The 19,291-nt window shown below is 43.9% G+C and carries 15 protein-coding genes; 8 read left to right on the top strand and 7 right to left on the bottom strand.

The features are described from left to right. Positions 1-191 precede the first annotated feature (191 nt). Positions 192-2,123 carry an ATP-binding cassette domain-containing protein gene (locus ACTL4S_RS13435; RefSeq protein ID WP_180039049.1) on the top strand — a complete coding sequence of 644 codons (1,932 nt, stop codon included), beginning with the start codon at positions 192-194 and terminating at the stop codon, positions 2,121-2,123. 341 nt (positions 2,124-2,464) lie between these two features. After that, the gene (locus ACTL4S_RS13440; RefSeq protein WP_001202407.1) at positions 2,465-3,628 is read left to right on the top strand and encodes a zinc-dependent alcohol dehydrogenase; all 1,164 of its coding nucleotides are present in this window, start codon (positions 2,465-2,467) and stop codon (positions 3,626-3,628) included. Positions 3,629-4,810: 1,182 nt separating this feature from the next. Here ACTL4S_RS13440 and gyrB read toward each other — a convergent pair. The 4 genes from gyrB to dnaA form a co-directional block, all read right to left on the bottom strand. Next, positions 4,811-7,282, bottom strand: a complete 2,472-nt coding sequence (gene gyrB / locus ACTL4S_RS13445; RefSeq protein WP_184413612.1) for a DNA topoisomerase (ATP-hydrolyzing) subunit B — start codon at positions 7,280-7,282, stop codon at positions 4,811-4,813. Between the two features lie 56 nt (positions 7,283-7,338). Then, positions 7,339-8,418: a DNA replication/repair protein RecF gene (recF, locus tag ACTL4S_RS13450; protein ID WP_441299513.1), complete on the bottom strand. Its 1,080-nt coding sequence runs from the start codon at positions 8,416-8,418 to the stop codon at positions 7,339-7,341. 28 nt (positions 8,419-8,446) lie between these two features. After that, positions 8,447-9,595: a DNA polymerase III subunit beta gene (gene dnaN, locus ACTL4S_RS13455; protein WP_247144291.1), complete on the bottom strand. Its 1,149-nt coding sequence runs from the start codon at positions 9,593-9,595 to the stop codon at positions 8,447-8,449. Positions 9,596-9,704: 109 nt separating this feature from the next. After that, positions 9,705-11,081, bottom strand: coding sequence for a chromosomal replication initiator protein DnaA (dnaA, locus tag ACTL4S_RS13460; RefSeq protein ID WP_004281934.1), 1,377 nt, complete (start codon positions 11,079-11,081; stop codon positions 9,705-9,707). A gap of 660 nt (positions 11,082-11,741) precedes the next feature. Here dnaA and rpmH point away from each other — a divergent pair. From rpmH to mnmE, 5 genes are all read left to right on the top strand, one after another. Next, positions 11,742-11,876 (top strand): 50S ribosomal protein L34, encoded by a 135-nt coding sequence (rpmH, locus tag ACTL4S_RS13465; RefSeq protein ID WP_000831329.1) that lies wholly within the window; start codon positions 11,742-11,744, stop codon positions 11,874-11,876. A 29-nt stretch (positions 11,877-11,905) separates the two neighbouring features. Continuing rightward, positions 11,906-12,298: a ribonuclease P protein component gene (gene rnpA, locus ACTL4S_RS13470; protein WP_004281932.1), complete on the top strand. Its 393-nt coding sequence runs from the start codon at positions 11,906-11,908 to the stop codon at positions 12,296-12,298. A gap of 9 nt (positions 12,299-12,307) precedes the next feature. Beyond that, entirely contained in the window at positions 12,308-12,628 is a 321-nt protein-coding gene (gene yidD, locus ACTL4S_RS13475; RefSeq protein WP_005245550.1) for a membrane protein insertion efficiency factor YidD, read from the top strand. Between the two features lie 5 nt (positions 12,629-12,633). Further along, entirely contained in the window at positions 12,634-14,397 is a 1,764-nt protein-coding gene (yidC, locus tag ACTL4S_RS13480) for a membrane protein insertase YidC (protein ID WP_262458441.1), read from the top strand. A 92-nt stretch (positions 14,398-14,489) separates the two neighbouring features. Continuing rightward, positions 14,490-15,848 (top strand): tRNA uridine-5-carboxymethylaminomethyl(34) synthesis GTPase MnmE, encoded by a 1,359-nt coding sequence (gene mnmE / locus ACTL4S_RS13485; protein ID WP_441299514.1) that lies wholly within the window; start codon positions 14,490-14,492, stop codon positions 15,846-15,848. Between the two features lie 44 nt (positions 15,849-15,892). Here mnmE and ACTL4S_RS13490 read toward each other — a convergent pair whose 3' ends face one another. Continuing rightward, positions 15,893-17,071, bottom strand: a complete 1,179-nt coding sequence (locus ACTL4S_RS13490; RefSeq protein WP_441299515.1) for an MFS transporter — start codon at positions 17,069-17,071, stop codon at positions 15,893-15,895. A 346-nt stretch (positions 17,072-17,417) separates the two neighbouring features. Here ACTL4S_RS13490 and ACTL4S_RS13495 point away from each other — a divergent pair, with 346 nt between their 5' ends. Next, a complete protein-coding gene (locus ACTL4S_RS13495; protein WP_441299516.1) occupies positions 17,418-18,119 on the top strand; it encodes a DsbC family protein in 702 nt (233 codons plus the stop codon). A gap of 99 nt (positions 18,120-18,218) precedes the next feature. On the opposite strand, the gene ACTL4S_RS13500 is transcribed toward ACTL4S_RS13495, so the two are convergent. Together ACTL4S_RS13500 and hpt are read right to left on the bottom strand one after the other, a co-directional pair. Beyond that, on the bottom strand, positions 18,219-18,476 hold the full coding sequence (locus tag ACTL4S_RS13500; protein WP_004281926.1) for a GlsB/YeaQ/YmgE family stress response membrane protein: 258 nt from the start codon (positions 18,474-18,476) through the stop codon (positions 18,219-18,221). Positions 18,477-18,648: 172 nt separating this feature from the next. Continuing rightward, a complete protein-coding gene (hpt, locus tag ACTL4S_RS13505) occupies positions 18,649-19,176 on the bottom strand; it encodes a hypoxanthine phosphoribosyltransferase (RefSeq protein ID WP_312328756.1) in 528 nt (175 codons plus the stop codon). Positions 19,177-19,291 lie beyond the last annotated feature (115 nt).

Here is a 19,291-nt window from a genome sequence, read left to right on the forward strand (position 1 = left end):
GCTCGATCAGCCTGAACTATAAACCACTGTTCATGCATAAAATAGAGCTTTTACTCAACTAGTGCGTCTATCCCAGATCAATTGACAGAGGTGAAAAACTCACTCATTTCAGCAAAACCGGTAAGATTTTTCATTTTCACAGGGCTTTCCTTTAGAATAGGCGCAACTTATTTCTTAGCTTTGATTTCTCAATGATTCAGTTAGACCAGTTATCTATACGTCGCGGTGGACGTGTTTTATTTCAAAAAGCGTCGATGCAGTTACACCCAGGATGGAAAATTGGCCTAACCGGTGTCAATGGTGCTGGAAAATCAACCCTGTTTTCAGCCTTGCTCGGCGGCATGGAATCGGACACCGGTTCGCTGACCCGACCTGCGGTATGGACCGTGGCGCATATGGCTCAGGAAATCAAAGCACTGAATATGAAAGCCATTGATTTCGTATTGTCGGGCGATGAAGAATACTGGGATATTCAGCAAAAACTCGATCAGCCGGATCAACTGGATGATGCAGAACTGGCACATTTATATGGCCGTTTTGATGAAATTTCAGGTTATTCGGCTCCTGCCAAAGCCTCGCAGCTGATGGCGGGTCTGGGCTTCTTTGAACATCAATCACAGCTGGATGTTTCAAGTTTTTCCGGTGGCTGGCGTATGCGTCTGAATCTGGCGCGTACCTTGATGAGCCGTTCAGATTTACTACTCCTCGATGAACCGACCAACCATCTGGACCTGGATGCGATTCTCTGGCTAGAAGACTGGCTCAAGGCTTATGAAGGTACGCTGGTGCTGATTTCGCATGACCGGGATTTCCTCGATGCGATTACCGATCACATTTTACATATCGAAAATCAGGAACTGATTTTATATACCGGCAACTACTCGACTTTCGAGCGTACCCGTAGTGAACGTCTGGCACAGCAGCAACAGGCGTATGAAAAGCAGCTGGAAACCCGCGCACATCTGCAAAAATATATTGACCGTTTTAAAGCGCAAGCGACCAAAGCCAAACAGGCCCAAAGCCGGATCAAGCAACTGGAACGTATGCAGGAACTGTCTGCTGCGCATGTCGATACGCCATTTACTTTCAGTTTCCGTGAACCGACCAAAATGAGTTCGCCGTTATTGCAACTGGAACATGCCGATATTGGTTATGGCGACAAGCTGATTGTCACCAATGTAAATTTACAGATCACACCAAACAGCCGGATCGGTTTGCTTGGGATGAATGGTGCCGGTAAATCCACGCTGATTAAATCGCTGGTCGGTGACCTAAAACTGATTCAGGGTCTGCGGAAAGATTCAGAATTACTGAATATTGGTTATTTTGCCCAGCATCAAATGGATGCACTGGATGGTAATGCCAGCCCAATGTTACAGCTGGCACGTATCGCAGATAAAAAAATCAGTGAAGCCAGTCTACGCTCCTTCTTGGGTAGTTTCGGTTTTAGTGGCGAACGTATGGATACGCCAAGCGAAAGCTTCTCAGGCGGTGAACGTGCACGTTTGGCCCTAGCACTGATTGTTTGGCAGCGTCCGAATGTACTGATTCTGGATGAGCCGACCAACCATTTAGACTTAGATATGCGTCATGCACTGACTATGGCTTTGCAAGATTTCCAGGGTGCGGTGGTTCTGGTTTCGCATGAACGTCAGCTCATCGCCAGCGTCTGTGATGAACTACTACTGGTACATAATGGTCAATGCCGTGAGTTTGATGGTGATCTTACTGCCTATGCTGACTGGTTACGTCAGGCCCGTATTGAAATGATCAAAAATGGACAGAAGCCAGCAGAACCGGTGAAATCCCAAGTTGAAGTCAAACCCACCATTTCCAAACTGGACAAGGAAGCACAACGTAAAGAAGCTGCTCGCCAGCGGGAACTAAGTCGTCCAATTCGCAAGAATATTGAAAAATGCGAAGCACAGATGGCCAAACTGCAGCCACGACTGGCTGAAATTGAAAGCTTGCTGGGTGACAGTGCTTTATACGAAGCATCACGTAAAAATGATTTGCTGAAACTGATGAATGAGCAAACTGAGCTCAAAGCCAAACTGGAAACAGCCGAAGAACAGATGCTGGAACTGATGATGGAACTGGAAAGTCTGGAACAGTCTTTCTAAAACTCTTCCACTAAGATTCAAGATAAGAGATGAATGACTAACGTTGTTCATCTCTTTTTTATTCACTATTTTTAATGTTTTCTCTTACCTTTTCACCTCTGTATTTTTTCATTTATGTCTAGATGCTTCTTTAATTCGATTCTTTTCTAATCATTCGATACATAAGGTCACAAATTACGTAAATCCTATATAAGTTTATTTTTTAAACAGTTGGATGCCTTATTTCATACATTAATTTACAGCGCACTGTTTCATCCTAAGGCTCTAATACAAGTGTTTTTTAATTTTTGGCAGCCTTGCTACGAGTCTGTTTAATGTTGAACTAGAGAGAGGAAATCCGCATGCGTGCTCTTACCTATCATGGTGCTCGGGATGTACGAGTTGAATCCGTTCCAGATCCAGTGATTCAGGAACCAGATGACGTTATTTTACGGGTGACAGCCACCGCCATCTGTGGCTCAGATCTGCATTTATACCGGGGAAAAATCCCGGCCACTGAAGACGGTGATATTTTCGGCCATGAATTTATGGGAATTGTAGAAGAAGTCGGCCCAGAAGTAACCGAAGTCAAAAAAGGTGACCGGGTGATTATTCCCTTTGTGATTGCATGCGGTCACTGTTTTTTCTGTGAACATGAACTCATGGCTGCCTGTGAAAATACCAATACCGGTCGTGGTGCAATTCTCAACAAAAAACAGATCCCACCAGGGGCAGCTTTATTTGGCTTTAGCCATCTGTATGGGGGTATACCGGGTGGTCAGGCTGAATATGTACGGATCCCCAAAGGCAATGTCGGACCATTTAAGGTGCCGGGTTCCCTGCCTGATGAAAAAGTATTATTCCTGACCGATATTCTGCCAACTGCGTGGCAAGCAGTGAATAATGCCCAAGTCGGTCGAGGTTCCAGTGTGGCGATTTATGGTGCTGGCCCGGTCGGTCTGCTGGCTGCTGCCTGCGCGCGGATGCTCGGTGCCGAGCAGATATTTATGGTCGATCACCACCCTTACCGTTTGCGTTTCGCGCATCAAACCTATGGGGTAATTCCCGTCAATTTTGATGAAGTCGATGCCGCTGAATTTATCATTCAAAATACCACGGGTTATCGTGGAGTCGATGCCGTCATTGATGCGGTCGGTTTTGAAGCCAAAGGTAGCATGCTGGAAACCGTAATGACCAATCTGAAATTAGAAGGTTCGAGTGGTTCAGCGCTAAGACAATGTATTGCAGCGGTCCGTCGCGGCGGTGTGGTGAGTGTACCTGGAGTTTATGCCGGTCCAATTCATGGCTTCCTGTTTGGTGATGCCTTTGACAAAGGTTTGACCTTTAAAATGGGACAAACCCATGTGCATAATTACTTGCCGCAGTTGCTAGAACATATTGAAAATGGAGATCTGTCTCCAGATCTGATTATTACCCATCGCATGAAACTGGAAGATGCTGCGGAAGGTTACCGTATTTTTGATAAAAAGGAAGAAGACTGTCGTAAAGTCATTCTAACACCATAAATATGATTAAAAAAAAGCGCCGTCAGGCGCTTTTTTATTTTTCATCGTCATTTTATCAATCCTCTTTTTCTTGTTCCTAATCAATATCATTTCAGCGACTCCCTCCCTCTTTTCTATCGAGTAATAAAAGAAATGCCCGATTTTCAATAATGAAATCAAGAAATAACTCAAAAATGAGAAATAAAAAAGTTAAGCAAAAATCGATAAAAGTATGATTTTAAATAAAAATGAAAGTTCACTTGATTATTAAATCAATTATGTAGTTTAGCTACATCTTGAGTTTTTAGTTAACAATATGTTCCACGGTAATGATTAGAGAAACTACACTATATTTACAAGTATTTAATTTATAATAATTTTCTATTTTAAAGCCAATCCAAGGAATAGTCTGGTCATACTAGCAATATATCGCCAAATCTAGCTTTAAATTTAAAATGCTATTTTAAATTTAAAAACACTTATCCACAAGATAATCGATTTCAAATTTGAATTTAAAATAAAGAATTAATACGTGGATTAAAGCTTGCGGAAAAATACTATCTTATTCACATAAAAATTATGGATAACTTTAGAGTTATCCACATCTCTGATCAGGCTTTCTAGATGCTTGAAGCAATATTATTCACGTATTATTTAGCGTATTAGACCAAGTTTCTTATAAGCTATTGAAAATTTAAAATTTAGTTTTAGCAGCTTTTTATTTATTTTTGAGATATTGGATCTTCTGAATAGGCGATTTATTATTTTTTAGTCGAATCCACCTAAAGTATTCGATCTGTTTTTATTACACGCATCTTTAAATACCACTTTGACTGATCCAGTTTTCACCTAGTGTCGTGAACTGCATGCAAACTTCTCATCGTATAAAGAACGTCTTTCTACCTCACTTTCCTATTCAAAAATTATTTTAGAAGTTCTGATGCAGATCATTTTTATAACGATAGATTCACTCCAGATTTCAGGTATTCTCCCGAGTTGGTAATCTCTATACATAAACCCTTTCTTAGAGTCGATTTGGCTTACTCAACTTGGCTTTTTAAAACCTAAATGAACCCGTTCCATATCTAAAAATCGGTCCAAAATTACTTTATTTTGCCTAGCTCACAGGATATGAGTAAAAAAATTGGTCTAAAAAAAGCGCCTCGAAAGGCGCTTTTTTATATCTGATTTTATCCTGAAGGGTTATGCATCAATATCTGCATTCAAGGCATTTTCTTCAATGAAAGCACGACGTGGTTCTACGTCATCGCCCATCAAGCAAGAGAACATACGATCCGCTTCAATCGCATCAGTAACTGTCACTTGCAGCATGTTACGGTTGTCTGGATCCATGGTGGTTTCCCATAACTGTTCCGCATTCATCTCGCCCAGACCTTTATAGCGCTGGATCATCATGCCACGACGTGAGTCCTGCAAGATATGTTGCCAAACCTGATGGAAATTGCTGACCTGAATCTTGCGATCGCCTTTTTGCAAATATGCACCCTCTTCAAGCAGACTAAACCAGCTCTTTGAATTCTTTAATAAACGTGCATATTCACTTGAACCTAACAGTACTGAGTCTAACAGGTAGCTATGTGGCAAGTTATGTACATAGATCGTGATACGTGGCAACCAGCTTGCAGTTTTTTGACCATCTGCCAGTTCTTTTTCAAAACGCTCCAGGGTTAATTCTGGACGTAATGTTGGCTGAATGGCTTCAATCGCTGCACGCAGATTCTCACCCCATGTTTCCACATAGGTTTTGTCTTCCAGCTGATCCAGCTTAAAACCTTCCAGTGAAAGTAGTGCATCAAGCAGACTCGCAGGATAACGCTGGGTCAAACGTGCCAAGCTCTTCTGGGAAGTCTGATAATCAGCAATCACATTCGCCAGTGCTTCACCACGAATCGCAGGCGCTTCTGCACTGATATGCAGTTCCAGCTCATCAATCGCATTCGAAATTAGGTAAGTTTCCAGTGCATCATTGTCCTTGATGTACTGTTCCTGCTTGCCTTTTTTCAGCTTGTACAGTGGTGGCTGGGCAATATAGATATGACCACGTTCCACAAGTTCTGGCATTTGACGGAAGAAGAAGGTCAACAGCAGCGTACGGATGTGTGAACCATCGACGTCAGCATCGGTCATGATGATGATTTTATGATAACGCAGTTTGTCCGGATTATATTCCTCACGACCAATACCACAGCCGAGTGCGGTAATCAGCGTACCGACTTCAGCAGAGGAAATCATGCGGTCAAAACGGGCACGTTCCACGTTCAGGATCTTACCTTTCAGCGGTAAAATCGCCTGCATTTTACGGTTACGACCTTGCTTGGCTGAACCACCTGCAGAATCACCCTCGACCAGGTACAGTTCAGACAAAGCTGGATCTTTTTCCTGACAATCGGCCAGTTTACCTGGAAGACCGGCAATATCCAGCGCACTCTTACGACGTGTCATTTCGCGTGCTTTACGCGCTGCATCACGCGCACGTGCTGCATCAATGATCTTGCCAGCAATCGCTTTGGCTGCTTGTGGATTTTCCAATAAATATTCAGAAAATGCCTTGTTCATGGCCTGTTCAACAGCCGTTTTCACTTCACTCGACACCAGTTTTTCTTTGGTCTGTGAAGAGAATTTTGGATCAGGTACTTTGACTGACACGATGGCAGTCAGGCCTTCACGCGCATCATCACCCGATACCGCAACTTTTTCCTTTTTCAGGATATTTTCGCTGTCCATGTAGTTGTTTAAACCACGGGTCAACGCAGCACGGAAACCGGCCAAATGCGTACCACCATCCTTTTGCGGGATGTTGTTGGTAAAGCAACGTACATTTTCCTGATAAGAATCATTCCACTGCAATGCGACTTCTACCGTAATACCGTTATCGGCCTGTGCAGCAGTGAAATGGAAAATATCATTCAGGTGAGTTTTGCCTTCGTTAATATATTTAACGAACTCAGACAGACCACCTTCATAATCAAAGACATGCTCGGCATTAATGCGTTCGTCACGCAGCACAATACGCACACCTGCGTTCAGGAACGACAGTTCACGCAAACGACGCGCCAAAATATCAACATTAAAAATGGTCTGACTAAAAGTCTCGGCACTTGGCCAGAAACGGACACGAGTACCGGTTTTATCGGTATCGCCCACTACTTTTAATGGATATTGAGAATCGCCATGACGGTATTCTTGTTCATGAATTTTACCGGCACGGTGAATGGTCAATTCGAGTTTTTCAGACAGTGCGTTGACTACGGAAACACCGACACCATGCAGACCGCCAGACACTTTATAACTGTTGTCGTCGAACTTACCACCGGCATGCAGAATGGTTAAAATCACCTCTGCTGCAGACACACCTTCTTCAGGGTGAATGTCGGTCGGAATACCACGACCATTATCAGAAACTGAAACCGATTCATCTTCATGGATCGTCACTATAATTTCATCACAGTGGCCTGCCAAGGCTTCATCAATCGAGTTGTCGACTACTTCAAACACCATGTGGTGCAGGCCTGTACCATCGTCTGTATCACCAATGTACATGCCCGGACGCTTACGGACTGCGTCTAAACCACGTAATACCTTGATGCTAGAGGAATCATAAGCCTTTTCAATGGTTTGTTCTGTTTGAGAAGCAGCTTGATCTTCTGAACTCATGGTTTCTCCCTAGTGAAAAATAGGTCTATCCAAAGATGGGTAAAACTCAAAAAATATTATTGCACAACTTGAACTGTACCGTTTTCAACACTGAATAACTGATATGAGATAGACAAATCATGTAAGTGCTTTTGTACTGATTCATGGTCTAAGGTGGTAATAAAAACTTGACTACCAAGTTGGCTCAATCGCTCAATTAAACGTTGTTGTGCGGTTAAATCTAATTCTGCTGTCACATCATCTAATAATACCACAGTTTCCTTATTACAAGAATGTAGCATTGCGATTTGCGACAGTTTTAGTGCGATCATTAGCAGCTTTTTCTGTCCGCGCGACAGGATCACATCGGCATCACCCATCGGGGTCTTTAAACGCAAATCTGCGCGATGTGGGCCATATTCGGTATAACGTCGCTCACAGTCTTTTTCATGCTGGTTGGTCAGGTCATTTAGCAGGCCGGTTTCACTGTGAAAACCCGAACTGTATTCCAGACTGACTTGCAAGTCAGGTAATAACTGTTTCAGGTCATCTTCAAAAAATGGCTTCCATTGTTCCACGATGCCGACACGTTGTGAGTGCAGGATTTCACCATATTCACTCAGCATCTGGTTCCACGGTTCCAGATCAGACAGACTCAGAAACCGTTTGCTTTTGAGCAGACTGTTTCGCTGTTTCAGCGCACGAGAATAATATTGCCAGGCATGATAAAACTTTGGTTCCACGTGGAACATCAACCAGTCGAGCAATTGACGTCGTGGTTTAGCCCCATGATCGATGATATCGGTACTTTGTGGATCAATCAGTTGCAAGGGTAACAGTTTGGCCAGTTGTCCCTGAGTTGCCACTAGATCGCCATTGACCTTGATCAACTGTTCCCCGCTGGCCATTTTTTGCATGCCTATTTTTTCAGTCGCAGATTGTGCAAACACAATCGCATCCTGTGCGCCATGCTGGATATAATTTTTGGGAATATGGGTACGGAAAGAACGACCAGCAGCCAGTAAATGAATCGCCTCTAAAATCGAGGTTTTACCTGAACCATTTTGGCCATAAAAAACATTAAACGGCTGCAATCCTTGGAGAGCAACCGTCTTTAAATTCCGCACACGCTCAATATGTAAACGCGTAATATGCATGTCTTATATAAATATCAAGAGCCGCGGCTTAAACACGCATCGGCATGACGACATAGGTTTGATCCGTATGCGCCGGGTCTTGTACCAAGACAGACTGATTCGCTTCAGTCATGGTCATTGACACATCATCGCCATCAAGCACACCGAGTACTTCAATCAGATACTGCGCATTAAATGACATTTCTAGCGGTGAATCAGCATATTGAATCGCCAGATCTTCAATCGCTTCATCCTGCTCCGGGTTATTGGCGCGAAGTTGCAAAGAATCGGCATTAAAGTTTAGAAACACACCACGCAGCTTTTCATTACTTAAAATCGCCACACGTTGCAAAGACTGCTTGAACACGTCATGTGCGATCATCACCACTTTGTCGCCACCACGTGGAATCACACGGCGATAATCCGGGAACTTACCATCAATCAGCTTGGTGGTGAAACGCACGGTAATATCCGCCTGTTCCTTGTCACGGCTTGGCATCTTGATGGTCACATTGAGCAGTTCACGACCAATCAATAGAGATAATTGCTCATCTTCAACGCTGAGCAGGCGCTGTAATTCTGCAACGGCCTTACGTGGCACAATCGCCTGAATCGGTTGTGCTGCAGTGGATTGTGCCGCTGTTTCACACAGTGCCAGACGGTGGCCATCGGTGGTCACAGCACGTAGCTGATTGGCATCAATTTCCAGCAAGGTACCGGTCAGGTAAAAACGTACATCCTGAACCGCCATGGCAAAAGCAGTTTTTTCGAACAGGCGTTTTAGCTCACGCTGTGTCACCGTTACTTGCGTGCCTTGGGTGTTTTCAGTGTTCAGCAATGGATAATCATCAGCAGGCAATGTCCCCAGTACAAAACGGCTGTTGCCTGATTTAAGGATGCAGCGCTGATCTTCAGTGATATGCAAATCCACCAATGCTGCTGAAGGAAGTGACTTACAGATATCAATCAGCTTACGTGCAGGAACTGTGGTCTCGCCTTCCTGCAAACATGCACCTTCAGCCAGTGCTGTACTCGCCACCAGTTCAACTTCCAGATCGGAACCGGTCACGGTCAATGCTTGCGCAGTCACCTGAATTTTCAGGTTAGACAAGATATTCAAGGTATGGCGACGTTCAACCGCTCCTACGACATGTGAGAGAACATTCAGTAAGCTTTCTTTCGCGATTTTTAAACGCACGGTGCATTCCTCTAAAGCTGAAGATTAATATAGAAAAAGTGATTTTTTTGACGGTTTACTATGCGGCAAAAGCAGCCGCATAGCAAGAATAGAATTTGAGCGATTTAGGTCAACTTTGCAACAGACGCTGCAGGTTTTTATAGTCTTCGTTAAAGATCGGATCTTCTTCACGCAGGCTTTGTACTTTCTCGCAGGCATGCATCACGGTACTGTGATCACGACCGCCAAAAGCCATGCCAATTTCCGGAAAACTGTCGCCGGTGAGTTCACGTGCCAGACCCATCGCCAGCTGACGTGGGCGGGCATAAATCCGGGTGCGTTTTGGACCGACCAGTTCTTTCAGTGGAATACGGAAATACTCACTGACCACGCGCTGAATGTTTTCGGTACTGATGGTACGGGCACGAATCGCCAGCACATCTTTTAAAGATTCACGCACTACATCCAGATCAATTGGTGTGCCTTTAAAACGTGAAATCGCTACCACTTTATTCAGCGCACCTTCCAGCTCACGCACGTTAGCCACGACCTGCTGGGCAATAAACAGCGCACAGTTACGAGGTAAATCAACCTGATTGCTTTCGGCTTTTTTCAGCAGAATTTCAATTCGGGTTTCAATATCTGGTGGTTCAACCCCGACCGACAACCCCCAGGAAAAACGTGAAACCAGACGTGGATCCAGTTCGGTTAGTTCTTTAGGATAACGATCCGAAGTCAAAATAATTTGCTTAGATTCATCCAGAAGTGCGTTAAAGGTGTAGAAAAACTCGACCAGGCTGGCTTCTTTACCGGCCAACAAGTGAATATCATCAACCAGTAATAAATCCAGAGAACGGCAATTTTTCTTAAACTCTTCAACTTTGCCCTGCTGTAACGAGCTGACAAAGTCCTGTACAAAACTTTCTGCGGTCATGTACATGACACGTGCATTCGGTTTGGCCTGTAACAGTGCATTGCCGACCGCCTGCATCAAGTGGGTTTTACCCAGACCGGTCGGACCATATAAAAATAACGGGTTGTGCTGTGAAGCACCCAGCTGAGTCAGCACCTTGCGACAGGTTTCTGCCGCCATCTGGTTAGATCGACCTTCCACAAACAGCGAGAAGGTAAACAATGGATTCAACTGACGTCTACGGCTATTTTTGCCGCTGTCTTCTTTTTCTTTCTTCGGTTTCGGCACCGGCATCGGTGTCGAGGTCAATGCCGCTGTCGTGGTCGCCGGTTGCTCACTGGCAGATAAAATTGCCCCTGGACGTGAATCGACCAAAATTTCGACCTTGCGTACCCGTCCTTCAGACAATTGCTCTGCCAGAATCGTGATCAGTTCCAGATGATGTTCTTGAATGTAACGCGTCCAGTAAGGATTAGGCGCATACAAACGCAAGCTGTCTTCCAGCTCTTCTGCAACCAATGGGCGAATCCACATTGTAAAGACATTTCCAGAGAGCTCTTGTCGCAGGCGATTTAAGCAGTCCGTCCAAAGCATGTGAATCCCCTATTCATTCCATTGTTCATTCAAAAAAGATGACCGCGACCAAAAGCGGGTCGCCATTCTAACCAAGTTATCCACATCTGTCATGGCAATTTCCACAAAAACTGTGCAAAAAGAAATCACCATGCATAAATTTAAATTTAAAACCTAGTGTGGATAAGTTTATCCGCAAGCTGTGGATAAAATATATCATAAAGTTATCCACAAAGTATAAAATTAATAGAAACAGCTTTATCCACAATATAAGTTTATGTTTAATTAAATAAAAAGTGGCTTATCCATAGAAAAATCGCTCCCTAATAGTAATAAATTTAAATTTATAAATTTGAATTTATTTATAAGATCCTTAGTTTTTGTGGATAACTCAAAAAACTTCAAATTTAAATTCAAAACTACAGGTTAAATTTAAACTCTGGATAACATGTGGATAACTTTGTTGATAGAGTTGTTTATAACTTATATATATTTATATAACAATAACTTAATTTGTGATTAACTTGAATTGAACTATTTTTTATTAAGTTCTCCGAAAAAACAGGGGCTTTATCTTTTTTGATCTTATTTGAAAAGAAAACTGCTTTTGCATTGACAGCTCAAGCAATGAGCACTAAAATCGCGGACCTTCATAGAAAGATCATTTTTTGGAGTTTCAATATGAAACGTACATTCCAACCGTCTGAATTAAAGCGTAAGCGTGTTCATGGTTTCCGTGCTCGTATGGCTACTAAAGCTGGTCGTCAAGTATTAGCTCGCCGTCGTGCAAAAGGTCGTCATAGCTTAACTGTTTAATCAGTTACGCTAAGACGATTTTGGGTGTTATGACAAAACTTTATAGTTTTGGCACAGAGTTGCGATTACGCTGTGCTGCCGATTATAAAGGTGTCTTTGATGGTGCGCTTTTTAAAGTGCATCAACCCCATTTCTTATTTCTTGCAAAACATTCCGAACTGCCAAATAGCCGTTTGGGTTTAGTTGTTGCCAAGAAGAAAGTGCGACGTGCACACGAAAGAAATCGAGTAAAACGACTTGCTCGCGAAAGTTTTCGCCTGCATCAACAGCAATTAGATGACTTAGACATTGTAATCATGCCGAAAATGGGTGTTGAAGCAGTGCCTAATGCAGAATTGCACCAGCAATTACAATTTGCCTGGCAGAAACTGAACCGTCTCGCCAAAAAGCATTCAAAAATAGCCCCCTCCCCACAAAAGTAGAGTTGGCCAATGGTACGTTTACTGCATTGGTTGATCCGTTTCTATCAGATTGCGATTAGTCCTCTTCTTGGACCGCGCTGTCGTTATATTCCAACTTGTTCTCAATATTCCTTGGAAGCAGTCCAGATGCATGGCGCTGGGCGTGGAGTGTGGCTGGCTACTAAACGTATTTGCCGTTGTCATCCGTGGGGGGGCTGGGGATATGATCCTGTTCCCTCAAAAGCGATTCGTTTTATTTCATTTCAGCAAATAGATTCTCAAACGCTTCACGTTGCTGTACCCTTTCGTGATCGTTTATTGAACCAAAATCACTCTCACCACTTGGGGTAATACATATGCAACAATGGGCCAGGATTGCAATTCTCGGAGCCATGTTTGTTGTCGCATATTTGCTCATTTTGGCGTGGCAAAAAGATTATGGAAATGCTGAAACAAAACCGCAGCAGGAAACTGCTGTTGTTTCACATGACGTATCTGCAGATTTGCCAAATGGTCAGACGGCTACAGTTGCCTCTGATCTGCCACAAGCAAATGTGCCAGCACAGCAAGCCACGGATGCCACAGCACCTGTAAGTCAGCAGCTTATTTCAGTACAAACTGACCTTTATCATCTTTGGATCAATCCGAAGGGCGGTGATATTGTTCGTATTGAATTACTCAATCATGACAAGAACAAAGATAGCGATGAACCTTTCGTCATGCTGGAAAGCGATGCGAAACGTACTTATGTCGCCCAGTCTGGCCTGATCGGTCTGAATGGACCGGACAGCAGCCGTAACGGCCGTCCAATGTATGAGCTGGAAAAAACTGCTTATACCCTGGCAGATGCGAAAACAGTCAAATCCAAAGATGGTGAAAACCTGAAAGTATTGTCTGTACCGCTAGTGTTTAAAACCGCTGACGGGATCGAGATTATCAAGACCTTCAATTTCACTGAAGGTGAATATCCGGTCGTAGTGAACCACAAAGTGGTCAACCGCAGTGGCCAGACCTGGCAAGGTCAGATGTTCGGTCAGATCAAACGCGATAACTCGGAAGATCCAGGCAAATCTGATCAGGGGATCTTCACGCTGGGAACATTCCTGGGCGGTGCATGGGGTACCCCGGACGAGCAGTACAACAAGCTTAAATTCGACAACTTTGTTGAAGAAAAAGTCAGTACTGAAGCGACAGGTGGTTGGGTGGCAATGGTACAGCACTACTTTGTCAGTGCATGGGTTCCAGGTCAGCTGAAGTTGACTCAAGGCAATGGCGAAGCTTATAGCGCCAAGCTTGAATCACGTAAATCAACCGATAACATGAACATCATCGGTTTTACCTCACCGACCTTCAATGTGCCTGCAGGTACAGTGGCTGAAATTGATGCGACTTTCTATTCAGGTCCAAAAATCCAGTCAGAACTGAAAGATTTGGCTGCGGGTTTAAACCAGACCGTTGATTATGGCTGGTTATGGCCAATCGCGAAATTGTTATTTGTCGGTCTTGAGTTCTTCCATGGTCTGGTAGGTAACTGGGGCTGGGCAATTATTCTGTTGACTATCTTGGTGAAACTGATCCTGTGGCCATTGTCGTCGAAGAGCTATCGCTCTATGGCGAAAATGCGGGTGATTGCGCCAGAAATGCAACGCATGAAAGAAGAGTTCGGTGAAGATCGCATGCGCTTCTCTCAAGAAATGATGGCATTGTACAAACGTGAACAGGTCAATCCGCTTGCCGGCTGTTTACCACTGTTATTACAAATGCCGATTTTCCTGGCCTTGTACTGGGTATTGATGGAATCTGTGGAACTGCGTCATGCGCCATGGATGCTGTGGATTCAGGATTTGTCTTCAATGGATCCTTGGTTCATTCTGCCGTTGTTGATGGGCTTGACGATGTATATCCAACAGTCGTTAAATCCGCAGCCGACCGATCCAATGCAGGCGAAAGTCTTCAAGTTTATGCCGATTATCTTTACGGTATTCTTGTTGTTCTTCCCGGCAGGCTTGGTTTTATACTGGATCGTCAACAACTTGATCACGATTCTGCAACAAACTTTGATTAACAAGTCTGTTGCCAAAGAGCGTGCTAAACGTGATGAGGCCACTCCAGTCAACTAAGTTGTACGGATAAGCTGAATAAATCCGCTTAAGATGGTAATCTTAGGCGGATTTTTTTTGGCTGTACTTTTGAGTCTTTGCAGGTGAATTTTATGCTCAACCGAACCACAACTATTGCTGCGATTGCAACTCCACCAGGACGTGGCGGCGTTGGGGTGATTCGCCTGTCTGGTCCAAAATCCTATGAGATTGCCCAGCAACTGACCCAAAAAGCGCTGCCTAAAGCGCGTTTTGCCGGTTTCCGCCAGTTCTATGATGCAGCCGGTGAAGTCATGGATGAAGGACTGGTGATCTGTTTTCCGAATCCAAACTCATTTACCGGTGAAGATGTGGTCGAGCTGCAGGGTCATGGCGGGCCGGTAATTCAGAATGTCCTGCTCGGCCGTTTGCTCGAGCTGGGCGCCACTGCAGCCAAAGCGGGTGAATTCTCGATGCGTGCCTTTGAAAATGGCAAGCTGGATCTGGTGCAGGCTGAAGCAATTGCCGACCTGATTGATGCAACTTCGCAAGCGGCTGCACGTTCTGCGGTGCGTTCTTTGCAAGGCGCTTTCTCGACCAAAGTCAATGCAGTCCTTGAGCAGCTGATTCATCTGCGTCTGCATGTGGAAGCCGCGATTGATTTTCCGGAAGAAGAAATCGACTTTCTGGCCGATGGCAAGATTTTAAATCTGCTGGATGGCGTATCCAGTGCAGTCACTCAAGTCCAGCAATCCGCACGTCAAGGTCAGTTGTTACGTGAAGGATTGCAAGTCGTAATTGCGGGTAAACCGAATGCTGGTAAATCCTCTCTGCTGAATGCATTGGCTGGGATTGAACGCGCGATTGTGACCGATATTGCCGGTACCACCCGTGATGTCCTGCATGAAAAGATTACTTTAAATGGTCTGCCGATTACCCTCACCGATACCGCAGGCTTGCGTGAAACTGGCGATATCGTGGAAAAAGAAGGGATTCGCCGCGCGATTAAAGAAATCGAACAGGCCGATTTATTGCTCTTGGTCTATGACTTAAGTCAGGGCGAAGATCCGCTGCAACTTGCTCAAGAATATTTTGCTGAACATATCGAGCCAAAACGTTTGATGCTGATTGGCAATAAATGCGACCTGACCGGTGCTGAAGCCGTGATTGGCGATTTAAATGGTTTCCGGCATATCGCAGTCTCTGCCAAGCAGGAGACCGGTGTTCAAGCGCTCATAGAGGCGATTACAGCGCATGCAGGCTTCCAGCCTGAGGAAGACACCTTTATCGCACGTACCCGTCATTTAGATGCAATGAAGCGCACTCAGCTCTATCTGGCTGAGGCGCGTGAACAACTGGTGGTGTATAACGCCGGTGAACTGGTAGCGGAGTCCTTACGTCTGGCGCAAAATGCATTGGGTGAGATCACTGGTGATTTCAGTGCAGATGACCTGCTGGGCAAGATCTTCGGTTCATTCTGTATTGGAAAGTAATTATTTAATAAAACATCAAAAAAGCCCTCAACTGAGGGCTTTTTTTAGGCTGGTAGATGAGATTTTTGATACGCCCACCACAGCGCAAAACACAATAGACTGATCGCGATACAAAAGCTGATCACAGCGAAATCCAGCCCCCAGTGATCGGCCAGATAACCCACGGCAATGATAGGAACAATAGTGCCCAGATAGGCAATAAATAGATAGGTCGACATCACTGCTGCACGGTTGTCTAAGCTGGTCATTTGATGAATCAGGGCAAAAGCACCCATCAGGGCAAAACCATGGCCAATTCCAAAGCAAATATCACTGATAAAAAATAGCAGGCTGATTTTCGAATACATACATAGCGCTAAAACCATCAGGCTCAAGCACATCATCATCAGGCCGATATTCAGACATTTGGACGCTGCAACCGCTTTGGCCATAAATTGCACGATCACTGAAACCACTAAGATACTGGTAATGGCCAGCCCACTGACCAGAGGGCCATGCCAAGGTAAAATATTGCGGACAAAAGATGGCGACAGTGAAGCAAACAGGCTAAAGGCAGCAAAAGCACTAAAAGCTGTCACTGCAATAATCATAAACACCAGATGAAACTGGGCTTCAGGTCGTTGCAGTTTAGGCGCCATGCTAAAGGGCTGCGCCTCAAACTTGGGTGCTTTGATCCAGAACAGGCCAATCAAACACAGCACGGCACCCAGAATAATCGGTAAATATGGCATCACCAAAGGGGCAACGGAAAACTGCGCAATCACACCACCGACCAAGGGTCCCAAACCAAAACCCATTGCGGTGATGATTGAAATCAGTTGTGGTGCAGTGTGTTTATGGCTTTCTGGGATGGTATGCATTAAACCCATCATGGCAGAAGTGGTCATCAGGCCCGAGGCAATCCCAATAATAAAACGGCCAATCGAGAGGATCAGTGCATTCTGGGCAAAAACGGAAATGATGAGACCTAAGGTGATTAGTGCCAGACCAATTTGCAGGGTCCGTAAAAATCCGATGCTGTTACTGGTTCTGCCCAAAAACAACAAGGTCGAGAGACAGCCAAACATATAGGCGACAAAAATGTAGGTGATGTGGCTGGGCAGCAAATGCCAGAGCTGTTGATAAATCGGATAAAGCGGACTGGCCAAAGCGGTGCCAATCGTTCCCATCATTAAAGCTAGGCTGACCATCAAGAACGGTCGCCAGCTGGTCGTTATTGTCATGAAAATGCCGTTATAGTGTTGATCCTTGGCCAATCCATGTCAGGGCGTAGCGAGGAATATAGAAAGTGTCTGCAGTTTAGAATGGATACAGAAAATCGGTCAAGGTTGAATGAGTAAGATATTTATCATTTAAAATATTTTAACTATATAAAACAATTATTTATTATGAATATTGATGTGTTTTCTAGATAGATTGGAGTTCAAGCTAACGCTATACATGGTGTTCCACGTGAAACATTATGAGCTTATTTAACTGAGTGTAAACAGTAACATAAATGTTTGAGAAATTTAAAAGCAGAGCGATTAGAATCGAAGCATATTCTTATCCAATTCATGTAGAACATTCATGTTAAAAAAAATACTGATCATTAGTTTAAGTACATTGGTTTCAAGCTTCGCATTTGCCAATATTGATACGGTACAAGCTAACTTGGCAAAAAACAGTCCCAATTTAAAAATTGAAAATATTCAGACCACCGAGATGAAAGGTATCTATAGCGGTTCCATGCAGGGCCAAGTGGTTTATTTGAATGAAGATGCTAAACATCTGATTGCTGGCCCGATGCTGCGGATTCAGGATCAGCATAATCTGACCCGTGATTTAATGCTGAAACAAAATAGTATCGACTGGAAAAAATTACCGCTTCAGGATGCTGTGAAAAGTGTAAGAGGTACGGGTAAACGTCAGATTGCGATCTTTTCTGACCCAAATTGCCCGTATTGTAAAAATCTTGAGCTAGAGCTGAAAAAACTGAATGACTTGACCATTTATACCTTTATTCTTCCTTTAAAACCCCAGTCGGTTGCTCCTTCAAAACAGGTGTATTGCGCGTCTAATCCAGCTCAGGCATGGGAAGATCTGATTGCTCAAGGAATTCAACCTAAATCGAAAAAAAGTTGCACCAATCCAATTGAGCGGAATAAAAAACTGGCTCAGGCTATGGGCGTGAATGGTACACCTGCGATTATTTTTTCCAATGGTTTTAAAGTGATGGGTGCTTATCCGGCAGAGCAGATTGAGCAGATTTTTAAAGAATTCGATTTATAAAAATTAAATAAAGCTATCAGTCGCTCAATATAAAAAAGCACCTTTTCCGGTGCTTTTTTATTCAGGTCGTCAAATCAACCTCAGAAACATCTGAATGGTTTAGACTGTACGGCGTTTGGTGACCATATTATAAATAAACAGAATAATCACAGCACCAATCACGGAAGCAATCAGACCCGCTGCGGAATCTGCCGAATACAGACCGAGCATACGGCCACCAAAAGTCGCCAATAAGGAGCCGGCAATACCCAATAAGGTAGTCATGATAAAGCCTGCCTTGTCATTACCCGGATGAATAGCACGTGCAATCAGACCTGCTACAAAACCAATGACGATCGCCACAATAATTGTCCACATATGCATACTCCTTCTTATCATGTCTTTGTTTTCACATCTGTTTAATCATCTTGAAACAAAGTCAGGATCATAAAAAGTTGAATCATGAAACGAGATGTTATTTTTTGTTCCCGATTTTTGGCCTATTTTAGGCATAAAAAAAGTGGCTTATGCCACTTTTTTCAACCTGATTTTAAAGACCGATTTCACCAATAAATGGCAGGTGACGGTACTTCTGGTCATAGTCCAGGCCATAACCCACGATAAATTTATCTTCAACCTCAAAGCCCATAAATTCGACTTTCAGATCGATTTCACGACGCGATGGTTTACTTACCAAAGTACACAGTTGAATCGAGTTAGGATCACGGGTTTGCAGGATTTCGAGTACCTTGCTTAAGGTGTTGCCTGAGTCAATAATATCTTCAACCACTAGCACATCTTTACCACGGATTTCACCGTCTAAATCTTTCAGGATTTTTACATCACGTGACGATACCGTGCCACCGCCATAACTGGACACAGTCATGAAATCCAGTTCATGTGGTTTTGAAATCACACGACATAAATCAGCCATAAAAATCACTGAACCACGTAATAAACCGATGAGCACAAGTTCTTTGTCACTATTGGCATAGTGTGCATTGATTTGAGCACCAAGCTCTTTGACTTTAGCTTGAATTTCTTCAGCGGAAATCATTACGCTCATTTGAACGGTCATGGGTAGATACCTAAAAAGTAAAAATAGCAAAATAAAAAAGGTGTTGACCTGCAACACCTGAATACGTCGCAATTTTAATACATCCCTAGCATAGATGCACCTGTTTTGCTGGCTG

It is taken from the genome of Acinetobacter lwoffii (assembly GCF_052078135.1).
GTDB classification, from domain to species: Bacteria; Pseudomonadota; Gammaproteobacteria; order Pseudomonadales; family Moraxellaceae; genus Acinetobacter; species Acinetobacter lwoffii_Z.

Excerpts from the sequence above, each read along its gene's own strand:
- ACTL4S_RS13435 (WP_180039049.1), top strand. The coding sequence starts at position 192 with ATGATTCAGTTAGACCAGTTATCTATACGTCGCGGTGGACGTGTTTTA.
- ACTL4S_RS13440 (WP_001202407.1), top strand. The coding sequence starts at position 2,465 with ATGCGTGCTCTTACCTATCATGGTGCTCGGGATGTACGAGTTGAATCC.
- gyrB (WP_184413612.1), bottom strand. The coding sequence starts at position 7,282 with ATGAGTTCAGAAGATCAAGCTGCTTCTCAAACAGAACAAACCATTGAA.
- recF (WP_441299513.1), bottom strand. The coding sequence starts at position 8,418 with ATGCATATTACGCGTTTACATATTGAGCGTGTGCGGAATTTAAAGACG.
- dnaA (WP_004281934.1), bottom strand. The coding sequence starts at position 11,081 with ATGCTTTGGACGGACTGCTTAAATCGCCTGCGACAAGAGCTCTCTGGA.
- rpmH (WP_000831329.1), top strand. The coding sequence starts at position 11,742 with ATGAAACGTACATTCCAACCGTCTGAATTAAAGCGTAAGCGTGTTCAT.
- rnpA (WP_004281932.1), top strand. The coding sequence starts at position 11,906 with ATGACAAAACTTTATAGTTTTGGCACAGAGTTGCGATTACGCTGTGCT.
- yidD (WP_005245550.1), top strand. The coding sequence starts at position 12,308 with ATGGTACGTTTACTGCATTGGTTGATCCGTTTCTATCAGATTGCGATT.
- yidC (WP_262458441.1), top strand. The coding sequence starts at position 12,634 with ATGCAACAATGGGCCAGGATTGCAATTCTCGGAGCCATGTTTGTTGTC.
- mnmE (WP_441299514.1), top strand. The coding sequence starts at position 14,490 with ATGCTCAACCGAACCACAACTATTGCTGCGATTGCAACTCCACCAGGA.
- ACTL4S_RS13490 (WP_441299515.1), bottom strand. The coding sequence starts at position 17,071 with ATGACAATAACGACCAGCTGGCGACCGTTCTTGATGGTCAGCCTAGCT.
- ACTL4S_RS13495 (WP_441299516.1), top strand. The coding sequence starts at position 17,418 with ATGTTAAAAAAAATACTGATCATTAGTTTAAGTACATTGGTTTCAAGC.
- ACTL4S_RS13500 (WP_004281926.1), bottom strand. The coding sequence starts at position 18,476 with ATGTGGACAATTATTGTGGCGATCGTCATTGGTTTTGTAGCAGGTCTG.
- hpt (WP_312328756.1), bottom strand. The coding sequence starts at position 19,176 with ATGACCGTTCAAATGAGCGTAATGATTTCCGCTGAAGAAATTCAAGCT.